The sequence below is a fragment of the Streptomyces sp. JN8 genome (assembly GCF_055808075.1).
Map to the genome: position 1 here is coordinate 813,274 of NZ_CM147852.1, position 12,477 is coordinate 825,750.

Sequence of the window (12,477 nt, forward strand, 5' to 3'; positions counted from 1 at the left end):
GCGGGGCTTGACCCATGGGTGTCACCGACATAAAGAGGAGACGCTCCATAGGGGCGTCCACCATAGGAGGACGGCATGCGGGCGTGCCGGGGGCGGGACGGGCGGACGACGGGGGGCGCCGACCGCCGGGCGGGCGGGCGGCGGCCGCGGCGGGCGGCGGACGGACGGCGGGCGCGGCGGGCGGCGGGCGGGCGGACGACGGGTGCGGCGGGCGGCGGCCGCGGCGGTCAGGAGCGCTCGCGCGCGGCCTTCCCCGCGGACAGGGAGCAGGTGGCGGCCAGGGTCACCGGGTCCCGGTCGGCGGGCAGGGCGACGGTGCCCGACGCGGGCGGCCGGTGCCCCTTCGCGAGCCAGTCCTCCAGGGCCGTGAACGCGGTCCGGTGGCACGGCGTGAGCGGCCTGAGCCGGTCCGGGAAGGCGTCGACGAGGGAGTCGGCGTGGGTGCCGCCCTCGATCCGGTAGTAGCGGTGCAGCCCGGCGCGGCCCGCCTCGCGCACCATCCGCGCGTAGACGTCGGAGTCCCGGCCGATGGGCAGCAGGGCGTCCAGGGTGCCGTGCAGCGTCATCAGCGGCTTGCCGATGCGCCCGGTCAGGGCGATCCGCTGCACGGCCCGCCGGACCTCCTCGGGGCGGGTCGTGTAGTCGTAGTCCGCGTCGCAGCCGGGCGTGCCCGTCGCGCAGTACGGGGTGCCCGCCTCGGTCGCCCCGTCGTAGTCCGGGTCGAGCTCCTCGCGGTAGACGCGCTGGGTCAGGTCCCAGTACACCTTGTGGTGGTACGGCCACAGGAACTCCGAACCGGCGGGGAAGCCCGCTGCGTGCAGCTCCCGGCGCGCCTCCTCCGCGCCCGCGCCGCCGGCGGCGTACACGGGGTAGGCCCGCAGGGCCGGGGGCAGGAAGTCCAGCAGGGTGGGCCCGTCGGCGCGCCAGAGCGTGCCCTCCCAGTCGACCCCGCCGTCGTAGAGCTCGGGGTGGTTCTCCAGCTGCCACCGCACCAGGTAGCCGCCGTTGGACATGCCGGTGACCAGGGTGCGGGCCGGGGGACGGTGGTAGCGCTGGGCGATCGTGGCGCGGGCGGCCCGGGTGAGCTGGGTGAGGCGGTCGTTCCACTCGGCGACGGCCTCGCCGGGCGCGTCGCCGTCGCGGTGGAAGGCGGTCCCGGTGTTGCCCTTGTCGGTGGCGGCGTACGCGTAGCCGCGGGCGAGGACCCAGTCGGCGATGGCCCGGTCGTTGGCGTACTGCTCGCGGTTGCCCGGGGTTCCGGCGACGACCAGGCCGCCGTTCCAGCGGTCGGGGAGGCGGAGGACGAACTGGGAGTCGTGCTGCCAGCCGTGGTTGGTGTTGGTGGTGGAGCTGTCGGGGAAGTAGCCGTCGATCTGGATCCCCGGCACTCCGCGGGGCACGGCGAGGTCCTTCGGGGTGAGGCCCGCCCAGTCCGCCGGGTCGGTGTGGCCGGAGGCGACGGTGCCGGCCGTGGTCAGTTCGTCGAGGCAGGCGGTCTGCTGGTGCGCGGCGCCCGGCACCCGCAGGGCGGCCGACCGGGCGCAGTGGCCGCCGGCGGCGGGCGGTGACGCCGTCGCGGGGACGGTGGTGAGGGCGAGTGCGGCGAGGGCGAGTGCCGCGGGTGCGCTCCTCCGCGGGAGCACGGGCGAGAAGCGGAAGGGGGGACGGCGCATCGGTGTGCCTCCGGGCCGGTGGAAGGGGTCTCGCGGGAGGCTATGCGGCCGACCGGCCACGAGACATGGCTGTGCGGCCCACCATCGGCGACCGGCCGGTGGGTGTCGGCACCACCCTCCGAACGACCGGAGGCAGCGGGCCGCCACGGCCCGCTCGTCCGCCGGGCGGCGCCGGAGCGCGCCGTCCGATCCGTCCTCCGGCGGCGGCCGGGGCAGCGGTCACCGCCACATCGGAGGGGGGTGGTGTGTGGACGGCGGCCATGGTCGGGCCCGGCGCCCGCTGCCTAGGCTCCGTGCTCGTCGCTGGTACCGGCACCGGCTCTGACCGGCAGGTCATCCGGCTGCCCGAGGGAAGGGATCCTCATGGGTCTGGACAAGACGGTCGCGAGCGCGGCGGAGGCGGTGGCCGACATCCCCGAGGACGCCTCGCTCGCCGTGGGTGGCTTCGGCCTGTGCGGGATCCCGGGGACGCTGATCGACGCGCTGTGGCAGCGCGGTACGGGCGGTCTCCGGGTCGTCTCGAACAACTGCGGGGTGGACGACTGGGGCCTGGGACTGCTGCTGGCTGCCGGGCGGATCGCCCGGATGACCAGCTCGTACGTGGGTGAGAACAAGGAGTTCGCCCGGCAGTACCTCAGCGGGGAGCTGGAGGTCGAGCTCGTCCCGCAGGGCACGCTGGCGGAACGGCTGCGGGCCGGCGGCGCCGGCATCCCCGCCTTCTACACCCCCGCCGGCACGGGCACCCAGGTCGGCGAGGGCGGACTGCCGTGGCGGTACGCCGCCGACGGCTCGGTGGCCGTGGCCTCGCCGCCCAAGGAGACCCGGGACTTCGACGGCCGCCCGCACCTGCTCGAAGAGGCCATCACCACGGACTTCGCACTGGTCCGGGCGACCGTCGGCGACCGGCACGGCAATCTGGTCTTCCGCTCCTCGGCCCGCAACTTCAACCCGCTGGCCGCCATGGCCGGGCGCGTCACCGTCGCCGAGGTCGACCACCTCGTCGAACCGGGCGAGCTCGACCCCGACGAGGTCCACCTGCCCGGTGTCTTCGTCCAGCGCGTGGTCCGGGTCGTGCCCGGGGACCCCGCGGCCGAGCGGCGCATCGAGCGCCGGACCGTACGACAGGAAGGCGCCGTCTGATGGCCCTCACCCGCGAGCAGATGGCGGCCCGCGCCGCCCTGGAGCTGGCCGACGGCAGCTACGTCAACCTCGGCATCGGACTCCCGACGCTCATCCCCAACCACCTGCCACCCGGCGTCGAGGTCGTGCTCCAGTCGGAGAACGGCATCCTCGGCGTGGGCCCGTACCCCACCGAGGACGAACTCGACGCCGACCTCGTCAACGCCGGCAAGGAGACCGTGACGGCCCTGCCGGGGGCCTCCTTCTTCGACTCCGCGCTCTCCTTCGGCATGATCCGAGGCGGCCACATCGACGCGGCGGTCCTCGGGGCCATGCAGGTCTCCGCGGCCGGCGACCTGGCCAACTGGATGATCCCCGGCAGGATGGTGAAGGGCATGGGCGGTGCCATGGACCTCGTCCACGGCGCCGGGCGGGTCGTCGTCCTCATGGAGCACACCGCCAAGGACGGCACCCCCAAGCTCGTCGACGCCTGCACCCTGCCCCTCACCGGCCGGGGCGTGGTGCAGCGCGTCATCACGGACCTCGCCGTCGTGGACGTCGCCGCCGACGGGTTCGTGCTGGCCGAGCTCGCCCCCGGCGTCACCGTCGACGAGGTCGTCGCCGCCACGGCCGCCCCGCTGCGGATCCCCCGGGAGGTCGGGACGGCCGTCTGATCCCGACGTGTCCGGTTCCCCGAGGGCCGGCGGCCTTCTGTGAACAGCGTGTTGCGGGCCCCGGTCCGGTCGCCGCGGGTGATCCATACTTCCCTCGGGCCGGGGAAGGACGGGGAGTCGCGTGGACTGGACGGTGGCGGCGGGGCTGGTCGCCGGGCTGCTGGTCTCGGTCGTCACGACGCCCGCCGGCGTCTCCGGGGCGGTGTTCCTGCTCCCCGTCCACCTGAGCGTCTTCGGAGTGCCGAACCCTGCGGTCACGCCGACCAACCTGCTGTTCAACGTGGTGTCCGGGCCGGGTGCCCTGTGGCGGTACCGCCGGGACGGGGCGCTGCGGGGGCCATTGGCCCGCCGGCTGGTCGCCGGGACCCTGCCGGGCGTCGTAGCGGGGGCGGTGATCCGCGTGTACGCCCTGCCCGGACCGGGGGTCTTCCGGCTGCTGAGCGCCTTTCTGCTGCTGCCGCTGGGCCTGTGGTTGTGCCTCCGCGCGCTCTCCGCGCCGGCCGGCCCGGCGGTCCGCGGCCGGGCCGAGCCTTCCCCGGCCGCCCTGGGCGGGCTCGCGCTGGGGGTGGGGGTGGTCGGCGGGGTCTACGGGATCGGCGGCGGCTCGCTCCTGGGTCCCGTCCTGGCGGCCCGCGGCATGCCGATGGCGCAGGTCGCCCCGGCGGCGCTGGCGACGACGTTCACCACCTCGGTGGTGGGCGCCGCCGCGTACGCGCTGCTCTCCGTCGCCGAGTCGGGAGCGGTCGCGCCGGACTGGTGGCTCGGTCTGGCGTGCGGCGCGGGCGGACTCGTCGGCGGCTACCTCGGCGCCCTCCTCCAGCCCCGGCTCCCGGAGCGGGCCCTGCGCCTGCTGCTGGGCACGCTCGCCGTCGCGCTCGGCGGTCTGTACGCGGTCCAGGCCGCGCTCTGAGCGAGGGCGCCGGGAACCGGGCCGGGGGCGGTGACTCCGTGGCGGCCGGGCGGGGCCGGACGCCGATCGGCCCCGGCCGGCGGTGCCGGTCGGGGCCTGGGCGGATCGGGCGGCCGGTGGTCGTCACCTCCGACCGGGCCGCGGTGCTCGCTGCCGGGGCTCAGGCGTTGCCGGCGAGCATGCCCTCCCGCAGGCGGTTCAGCGTGCGCGAGAGGAGGCGCGAGACGTGCATCTGCGAGCAGCCGAGCCGCTCACCGATCTGCGACTGGGTGAGTTCCTCGACGAAGCGCAGGTGGATGATCTGCCGGTCCCGCGGGTCGAGGTCGGCGAGCAGCGGGGCGAGGGCGTGGAAGTCCTCCACCAGCTCCATGGCCGGGTCCTCGCTGCCGATGTAGTCGGCGAGGGAGGCGTCGCCCGCCTCGTCCTCACCGCTCAGCGCCGCGTCGAGGGAGGAGGAGTTGTAGCCGTTGGAGGCGAGGCGCGCCTCGGTGACCTCCTCCTCCGTGAGGCTCATGAGCTCGGCCAGCTCCTTGACCGTGGGCATGCGGCCCAGCCGGGTGCTCAGCTCCTCGGTGGCCTTGGCCAGCTCGACCCGGGCCTCCTGGAGGCGGCGGGGGACGTGGACCGCCCAGGAGGTGTCGCGGAAGAAGCGCTTGATCTCACCCACGATGTAGGGGACGGCGAAGGTGGTGAACTCGACCTCGCGGGACAGCTCGAAGCGGTCGATCGCCTTGATCAGGCCGATCATGCCGACCTGGACGATGTCCTCCATCTCGTCGGCACGGTGACGGAACCGGCCGGCGGCGTAGCGGACCAGGGTCATGTTCATCTCGATGAGGGTGTTCCGCGCGTACTGGTACTCGTGCGTCCCCTCCTCGAGCACCGTGAGCTGGCGGAAGAAGATCTTCGACAGGGCGCGGGCGTCCTTGGGGGCGACCGCCATGGGGTCCGGTACCGCCGGAAGAGTCTCCGCCTCGACCTCAACACCCGTGGTCGACATCGTGGTGACCGTCACACCATTCCCCTTTCGTATTCATCCCGTGCCCCTGCTGGGTGGCCCGATGGCTGCCGCCTACCCGGTCGACGCGGGTCCATGCACACATATTTTCCAGGAAGTTCGCACGGAACCCGAATGTAGCCCGGCGTGACGGGGCATCACGTATGGTTACGTTACACCCTGTTGAAACATCCCTCTCGTCCGTTTTCGACCCGATACGTCACCTGGGTTCCCCGACCTCCCTCTCGCCGGACGTTCCGGAGGGCGGATCCGTTCCGGCCGTAGCGGATGACCGGCCTCCGGGTTCCCCGCACGACGGCAGGGCAGACGGGACCTGCCGGACGGCCGATCGGAGGAGAGAGAGTCATGGTGCAGGATCCGTCGATGAGAGCGGTCGGATGGGCCCGGACGCTGCCCATCAGCAGCGGGGTGAAGGAGGCCCGGGACTGGACGCGCGAACACCTGGAGACACTGGGCTGGGACCGTACGTCCCCGGACCTGCTGGACTCCGTGGTCCTGGCCGTCTCCGAGCTGGTGACCAACGCCCATGTCCACGCCCACAGCGACGCGCAGCTCATCCTGACGTGGGACGAGAAGTGCCTCCACGTGACCGTGCACGACGCGTCGTCCCACGTGCCCGAGCAGCGGCCGGCGGACGACGACGCCCTCGGTGGGCGGGGGATGCTCCTGATCGACGCCCTCGCCGACGAGTGGCAGACCCGCCCCTGCCCCCGGGGCAAGGACGTCACCGCCTGCTTCCACCCGCCGGCGCCCGGCCGCATCGCCTGAGGACGTCCGGCGGAGCTCCCCGCCGGACGGCTCCGGCGTCCGGACGAGGATCCGTCAGGGGCTCGGCCGCTGCGGGTTCTCGGCCTCGCCGCCCGGGACGTCGCCGTCCCCGGCGCGCGCCTCGGACAGGCCCGTCAGGTGCTCGTACGTACCGGTGAGCACGAGCATGCGGTCGAGGTGGGCCGGTCTGCGCTCCAAGGACAGCCGCACCCCCGCCGCCGTGGTGTCCCGGTGCAGAGCGAGGAACGTGGAGAGCCCCATCGAGTCGCACAGGGTCATGCGTGCGCAGTCGAGGTGGACGTCGCCGGGGACGGAGGCCGAGGCGAGGTGGGCGCGGACCGCGGTCAGCAACTCGTCGGTGGTGTCCCAGGTGAGGTCGCCGGAGAGTCGCACGCGCAGGGCGCCGTCCTCACCGGTGGTGGCCTCCAGCTCGAAGTCGGTGTCGGGGAAAGCGGTCATGCGTGGAGTCCTGGGGCCTGAGCGGGTACGCGGGTCAGAGCGCGGCGGCCGGCCGTGAGGTGGGTCCGCGCGCGGGGGAAGTCGTGCTGGGCGTCGGCGAGGAGGTCGAGCGCGCCGAGGAGGGCGCTGCCCGGGACACCGCGGGCCGCGAGCACTCCCGCGGTCCAGGTGAGGAATCCGGTGAACAGCTCCGGGTCGTCGACGTAGAGGGACGCGGCGAGGAAGTCGATGATGTGCGCGATGTCCTCGGCCGTCCGCTCCCGCTGCTCGTCGCTGTAGGCGGCCATGGCCGGGACCTTGGCCTCAAGGCCTTCGAGGACCTCGCGGGTGAGCTGGATCCGGGCCCGGGACACGAGGGTGTACTCCTGGTCGAGGAGGTGCGGCAGGTGGTGGTCCGGGTCGGCCAGGGCCTCTCCCGGGGGCCCGAGGCCGTCGACGAGGAGGGTCGCCGCGGCCCGGGCGTCGGAGGCCCACCCGTCGGCGCCGAAGAGCCGGGCGTACCGGCCGTCGGGGCCGAAGGCCGCTCCGCCGACGACCACGGGGATCCCCACGGCCTGGACGGCGGTGACGGCCGCGTGGGCCGTCGGCAGGCGGACGGGCAGGGACGAGGAGAGCGCCACCACGTCCGTGCCGCTCTGGTGCACATGGGCGATCAGGTGCGAGGTGGGGACGTGCGCCCCGAGGTAGTCGACGGCGAAGCCGCGGGCGCGCAGCACCTCGGCGAGGAGGCGGGCGGGGAGGGCGTGCCATTCGCCGTCGACGCAGGCGACGGTGACGTGACGGCGGAAGGCGCCCGGCTCGTCCCGGCCGGCGGGGAGGCCGGGCGGGGTCCGGTGGGCGAGGGCGGAGATGACGCGGTCCTGGATCGCCGTCACCGCGTGCTCCTGGGCCACGGTCATCCGGCCGGCGGCCCATTCGCCGCCGACGCGGGCCTGTACGGGGCCGATGACGTCGAGCAGGACGTCCTCCAGGGGCGTACCGGCGTCGTACGCGGCGAAGACGGCGTCGGCGGCGGCCTTCTCGTCCCTGGCGCCGAGGGCCGTCCACAGGCGTTCCCGGACGTCGGCGAGTTCCGGCGGCGCGATCACGGTCTCTGTCGTCATGCGGTGTACCTGCCCCGGGTGTGACCGTTGACCGCGGTCAGATGGGTGGTGTGCGGCGCGGTGATCGCCACGACCGCCATGTCGTCGTGCGGCCCGCCGCCGACCCAGTTCCCGGCGAGCATCTGGATCCGCTCGACGACGGCCTCGGCCGACAGTCCGACGCACTCGGCCAGCGCGGTCCGGAGGCGCCGCTCGCCGAACATGGTCGATCCGAGGGGGCCTCCGCGGGCCTCGGTGATCCCGTCCGTGTAGAGCAGGCACGTCTCCCCCGGTGCCAGGTGCACCGTCGCTGAGCGGGAGTTGACGTCGGGGAGCACGCCCACGAGGGTTCCGCTCGTGTCCACGTCCTCGACCTCGCCCGTGCCGCGCAGGATGAGCGGTCCGGGATGGCCCGCGCTGGTCAGCCGGATCCGGACCCGTCCTCCGGAGCGCCGCACCGAGGCCAGGACCAGGGTGGCGAAGCGGGTGTGCCGGGCGGTCAGGAGGGCGCCGTTGAGCAGCTTCAGGACGTTCTGGTGGTCCCCGGCGAGGGGCAGCAGCGCGTGGAGGGTGCTGCGGATCCTGCCGGTGAGCACGGCGGCGTCGAGTCCCTTGCCGCACACGTCGCCGAGGACGGCGAGCGATTCCTGGTCGGCGTCGGCGCCGGGGTGGACGTCGTAGAAGTCGCCGCCGATCCGCTCGGTGTCCTGGGAGGTGCGGTATCCGCCGGCGAAGTCGACCCCGTGGACGTGGTGGAGCTGCGGGGGGAGGAGTTCGGCGATCAGCGCGCGGGTGATGCTCGCCTGCTCCGCGTACATGCGTGCCGCCGAGAGGGCGGCGCCGGCGCGGGCGGCGAAGAGCCGGGCGAAGAGCTCCTCGGAGGCGTCGAAGGCCGAGCGGCCGCTACGCCGCAGCAGGATGAGGGCGCCGGCGGGCACGCCGTGGCCGGGGAGCGAGGTGATGGAGACGGAGCCGGGGGGTCCGTCGAAGCCCTCGGGCACCGCCCAGTCCGGCAGGTCGGCGGGGTCCATCCACCGGGCGGGCACCCGGGGGAATCCCTGGAGGGCCTCGGCCAGGCCGGGAACGTCCGCGGGGTCCATGCGGACCGGGCGTGCGGTGACCCGGTCCCCCACGGCGGTCACCACGCCGTACCGATTCTTCGCGGGCGGGGAGATGACGAGGGCCGCGTCGGCGAGGTGGGTGGCGGCGAGCAGGGCCACCCGCTCCAGGCAGCGCTCGGGGTTGAGCGAGGCCAGCAGCTGCGTGGAGGCCTCGGACAGGAGAGCGGCGCGCTCCCGCTCGGTCCTCAGGGCGTCCTCGGCCGCGGTGAGGTCCGAGTCGTCGACGAGCCACCAGGCCACGTCGCCGTGGCCGGACTGGGTGGGGTGGGCCCGCAGGAGCCGGCCCTCGTGGCTGCCCCGCAGGGCGGGCCCGCCCGCCCGGGCGGGGGCCGCCTCGGACCTGGGGCGCGGGGGGAGAGCCAGGCGGCGGTGCGCGTCGGCCAGCCAGCCGGGGACGACCTCGTCCAGCCAGGAGCCGACGCCGATGCGGGGGAAGAGGTCGGCGGCGGCCTCGTTGAACTCCACGACACCACCCTGCCGGTCGGCGACCACCGCGGGGTGGGGCGAGCGGAGCCAGGAGGTGCCGACGGTCGCGGGGGTGCCCCGCGACCGGTCGGACTCGTCTTCGAAAACAGTCATATGCGAGTCCCAGCCTAGCGGCCCGCCACCTTCCCGTTCGACGACACTCGGTCATCCACCCTCCCTCAGAGCGGGGAGCACATCAAGCGAAACCACCTCTTCCGGTACACCTGAGGCGGATGCTCGGCGATACCCCCACCGTCCCGGCACAGGAGCTTCACACCCGGGGCACGCGGTCTCCTCCGGTGCGGGGCAGGGATCAGAATTCGCGCCACTTCACCTGGCCGAAGGAGAAGACCCCGAAGAGCACGAGTCCGGCGGCCACGGCGATCAGCAGCCAGGGGCCCGCCGGGGTCTGCGCGAACGAACGGATCGCGTCGTCCATGCCCTTGGCCCGGTTCGGGTCGAACGCCAGCGCCGCCTTCACGCCGGAGAACCCCAGCGCGGCGAAGACGAGGCCGCGGCCCACGCCGCCGGCCACTCCGGTCACGTCCATGAAGCGCTTCTGCGGCTTCGACATGGGCCCCCACGCGAGGTGCTTGCGGTACTTCCGCAGGGCCGCCCGGCCGCCCATCCAGAGGCCCACGCCGAGGAAGCCGAGGGCGATCGCGCCGACCAGCCAGCGGCCGCCGGTGACATCCATGAGGCGGGCCGTGATGTCGCGGCTCTGCCGGTCGGTCGAGCCGGCGCCACTGCCCCGCTCTCCCATCGCGAAGGACAGGACGAGGAAGGCCGAGACGGCGTAGAAGACGGAGCGGCCGGCGGACAGGGCTCTCTTGTGCGGTTTGTCTCCCTTGGGGCCGGTCCCGCCGAAGACGGCCTCCGACAGGCGCCACAGGGACATCCCCGCGAGGCCGATGCCCAGGGCCCACAGGAGGACGGCGCCGATCGGCGTGTCCGAGGCGACGGAGAGCGCCCCTCCCCTGTCGGCCTGTTCGTCCGAGCCCGTCAGGCCTATGCGTACGGCCAGTGCTCCGATGAGCAGGTACAGCACACCTCGGGCCGTGAAGCCGGCCCTGGCGGCCATCCGGACCGGCTCGCCCCGGACCGCGTTACCCGCTTCGGACGCCGCCATCTTCGCTGTCGTCATGTCGACTCGCTCCTCTCGGTCGACCTCCGGTTGCCCCGTCCGGGCCGTTCGAATCCACGGCGGCGGGGCTCGGTCCGGGACGTCCGGCGAGGCGGGCGGGGGCGGGGCGCGACCGGGGCGCGGGGAGGCCCGAAAGGCGCGGCGGGAGGCGCCCTCGCGGGGGCGGATCCCGTCGTTCACCCGGGGGTGCGCCCCGTCGTCCGCTCAGGCGCGGGCCCCGTCGTCGGCGGCACGGAGGGAGAGGCGCGCCCGGACCCGCTTGCCCGTGGCCTCCGGCTCCACCGTGACGCTCTCGCACACGGCGACGACGATCTCGACGCCGTGCTGCCCGATCCGGCGCGGATCGTGTCCGCGCGGGACGGGGGCCGCGGCGGCGCGGTCGAAGACCGAGACCTCCAGGAGGTCCTCCCGCAGTTCCAGCAGCAGCCGGCAGGGCCCGGGGGCGTGCCGGAAGGCGTTGGTCACCAGCTCGCTGACGACGAGCTTCGCCAGGTCGACACGGTCCCGCGGCAGCGGCCGCGGCAGGACGTCGGACGCGGCGGCGAGGAAGTCGGCGGTGAAGTCGCGGGCAGCGCCGATCGCGCCGCCGGCGGCGGCACTGTCGAACCCTGCGCTTGCGGACAGCAGGGGTTCCGGCGCTGCACGGTCGGCGATGATCGCGTCCGTCATGGCCCTGGGACTCCCCTCGTACGGTTGGTCGGGCGCGCTGGGCACCCCGTACACCGCCTTTCCCCCCTTCGCGGTTTCCACACCGCCCGCCACGGGAATCACGCCGACCGGCCCCGCCCCGGGGGGACGCGGGGGCGGGGCTCAGCCCCCGCTCGCCGGGGGCTCGGGGCGTCCCTCCGCGGCGCCGTGCCAGTCGAGGCAGACGACGAGCGCGGTGTCCGGCACGTCGCCGGGCGGCTCCCGCAGCGCGCGGACGACGGCCCTGGGGACGTCGGCGCAGCCGAGCCGCGCGGTCCGGGACACGGCCCGGGCGACGGCCCCGTCCGGCACCCCGCCCGTCCCGCCGGGCCGGGGGCGGCCGGGCTCCCGGGCGACGACGACGAACCGGTCCCCGGGCAGCAGGCGGAGGCGCTGCGTGGCGTAGACGGTGTCCTCGAACATGCCGAGGGGCAGTTGGCGGTCGAGGGCGATGCGCTCGGTGCCGGTTCCGCGGGTCCGCCAGAGCGTCGGCGACCCGGCGTCGACGACCTCGGTCGCACCGGTCGCGAGGTCGAGGCGCATCAGGAGCGCGGCGAGCGGGCTGGTTCCCCGGTACTGGCCGTAGAGCGCCTGGTCGGTGAGGCTGGCCTGGCCCACCAGGTCGAGCCCGGCCCGCCGGGCGTTGCGGATCGCGCTCAGGGCGAGGGTGCTCACGAGGGCGGCGGGAGTGCCGGGCCCCGCGCCGTCGGCGACCACCAGCAGCAGCTCGTCCTCGGTCACGCTCCAGTCCAGGAGGTGCCCTCCCGAGCCGTAGGCGGGCTCCCAGTGGGCGTGCAGGTCGAACGCCGGGCCGGTGCAGGCCCGGCCCGCCAGGGTGTCCCACTGCATCTCGCCGGCGAGGGTGAGGGGACGCGTCCTGCGGGTGCTGCGGTAGAGGTCGGTGTGGCGGTCGGCCACGCACAGGGCGTGGCCGAGCGTCTCGGCGACACGGCCGAGGCTCTGGACCGTCGCCCCGGTGGCGCGGTCCCCGGGCAGCAGGACCACGAGGACGCCCAGCCGGTCGCCGCGCACGGTGACCGGAAGGAAAACGGTCGCCGTGAGCCCGTCATCACGGAAAAGATATGGTTGTTGCGTGCGGAAGGCCCGACCGGCGGTCCCCGCGTCCACGGGCACGGGCCGCACCCCGGTACGTGCCTGCACGGGCCGCACGGGCCGCAGCGACGTGAAGCCGTAGTCGATGAGCAGCAGATCGGCGGAGTACGCGGCGTACTGCTGCGCGAGACTGGTACGGAGGGAGTCCAGGAGGAGGTGTGGTGCCGCCCCGCGCAGTGCGCTTTCCACTGTCACGTGTCGATCCACCGAATTCGTACCGCCTTCTGGAGAGATGTGGAGATGA

General features: G+C 74.4%; 12 protein-coding genes. 4 read left to right on the forward strand and 8 right to left on the reverse strand.

What is annotated here, in order from left to right; translation table 11 throughout:
• Positions 1 to 227: 227 nt before the first annotated feature.
• Positions 228 to 1,673 (reverse strand): 3-hydroxybutyrate oligomer hydrolase family protein, encoded by a 1,446-nt coding sequence (locus tag ACY0MR_RS03590; protein ID WP_404078880.1) that lies wholly within the window; start codon positions 1,671 to 1,673, stop codon positions 228 to 230.
• A 363-nt stretch (positions 1,674 to 2,036) separates the two neighbouring features.
• On the opposite strand from ACY0MR_RS03590, the gene ACY0MR_RS03595 reads away from it, so the two are divergent.
• The 3 genes from ACY0MR_RS03595 to ACY0MR_RS03605 all read left to right on the forward strand — a co-directional run bounded on the left by ACY0MR_RS03595 (position 2,037) and on the right by ACY0MR_RS03605 (position 4,376).
• Positions 2,037 to 2,813 (forward strand): CoA transferase subunit A, encoded by a 777-nt coding sequence (locus ACY0MR_RS03595; RefSeq protein ID WP_361852465.1) that lies wholly within the window; start codon positions 2,037 to 2,039, stop codon positions 2,811 to 2,813.
• Entirely contained in the window at positions 2,813 to 3,466 is a 654-nt protein-coding gene (locus tag ACY0MR_RS03600) for a CoA transferase subunit B (protein WP_388794451.1), read from the forward strand. The genes ACY0MR_RS03595 and ACY0MR_RS03600 overlap by 1 nt, the downstream gene beginning before the upstream one ends.
• Before the next feature lie 121 nt (positions 3,467 to 3,587).
• Positions 3,588 to 4,376, forward strand: coding sequence for a sulfite exporter TauE/SafE family protein (locus ACY0MR_RS03605; protein ID WP_473559044.1), 789 nt, complete (start codon positions 3,588 to 3,590; stop codon positions 4,374 to 4,376).
• A gap of 160 nt (positions 4,377 to 4,536) precedes the next feature.
• Here ACY0MR_RS03605 and ACY0MR_RS03610 read toward each other — a convergent pair whose 3' ends face one another.
• The gene (locus tag ACY0MR_RS03610) at positions 4,537 to 5,391 is read right to left on the reverse strand and encodes an RNA polymerase sigma factor SigF (protein WP_388794457.1); all 855 of its coding nucleotides are present in this window, start codon (positions 5,389 to 5,391) and stop codon (positions 4,537 to 4,539) included.
• 348 nt (positions 5,392 to 5,739) lie between these two features.
• Here ACY0MR_RS03610 and ACY0MR_RS03615 point away from each other — a divergent pair, with 348 nt between their 5' ends.
• On the forward strand, positions 5,740 to 6,162 hold the full coding sequence (locus ACY0MR_RS03615; protein ID WP_473559046.1) for an ATP-binding protein: 423 nt from the start codon (positions 5,740 to 5,742) through the stop codon (positions 6,160 to 6,162).
• Between the two features lie 54 nt (positions 6,163 to 6,216).
• On the opposite strand, the gene ACY0MR_RS03620 is transcribed toward ACY0MR_RS03615, so the two are convergent.
• From ACY0MR_RS03620 to ACY0MR_RS03645, 6 genes are all read right to left on the reverse strand, one after another.
• Positions 6,217 to 6,621: an STAS domain-containing protein gene (locus ACY0MR_RS03620; protein WP_473559048.1), complete on the reverse strand. Its 405-nt coding sequence runs from the start codon at positions 6,619 to 6,621 to the stop codon at positions 6,217 to 6,219.
• On the reverse strand, positions 6,618 to 7,724 hold the full coding sequence (locus ACY0MR_RS03625) for a cobalamin B12-binding domain-containing protein (RefSeq protein ID WP_473559050.1): 1,107 nt from the start codon (positions 7,722 to 7,724) through the stop codon (positions 6,618 to 6,620). The genes ACY0MR_RS03620 and ACY0MR_RS03625 overlap by 4 nt, the downstream gene beginning before the upstream one ends.
• Positions 7,721 to 9,403 (reverse strand): PP2C family protein-serine/threonine phosphatase, encoded by a 1,683-nt coding sequence (locus ACY0MR_RS03630; RefSeq protein ID WP_403318091.1) that lies wholly within the window; start codon positions 9,401 to 9,403, stop codon positions 7,721 to 7,723. The genes ACY0MR_RS03625 and ACY0MR_RS03630 overlap by 4 nt, the downstream gene beginning before the upstream one ends.
• Before the next feature lie 199 nt (positions 9,404 to 9,602).
• The gene (locus tag ACY0MR_RS03635) at positions 9,603 to 10,433 is read right to left on the reverse strand and encodes a DUF1206 domain-containing protein (protein ID WP_473559052.1); all 831 of its coding nucleotides are present in this window, start codon (positions 10,431 to 10,433) and stop codon (positions 9,603 to 9,605) included.
• Between the two features lie 204 nt (positions 10,434 to 10,637).
• Positions 10,638 to 11,102: an ATP-binding protein gene (locus tag ACY0MR_RS03640; protein WP_473559055.1), complete on the reverse strand. Its 465-nt coding sequence runs from the start codon at positions 11,100 to 11,102 to the stop codon at positions 10,638 to 10,640.
• Positions 11,103 to 11,243: 141 nt separating this feature from the next.
• Positions 11,244 to 12,428 (reverse strand): PP2C family protein-serine/threonine phosphatase, encoded by a 1,185-nt coding sequence (locus ACY0MR_RS03645; protein WP_392039025.1) that lies wholly within the window; start codon positions 12,426 to 12,428, stop codon positions 11,244 to 11,246.
• Between the last annotated feature and the right edge of the window lie 49 nt (positions 12,429 to 12,477).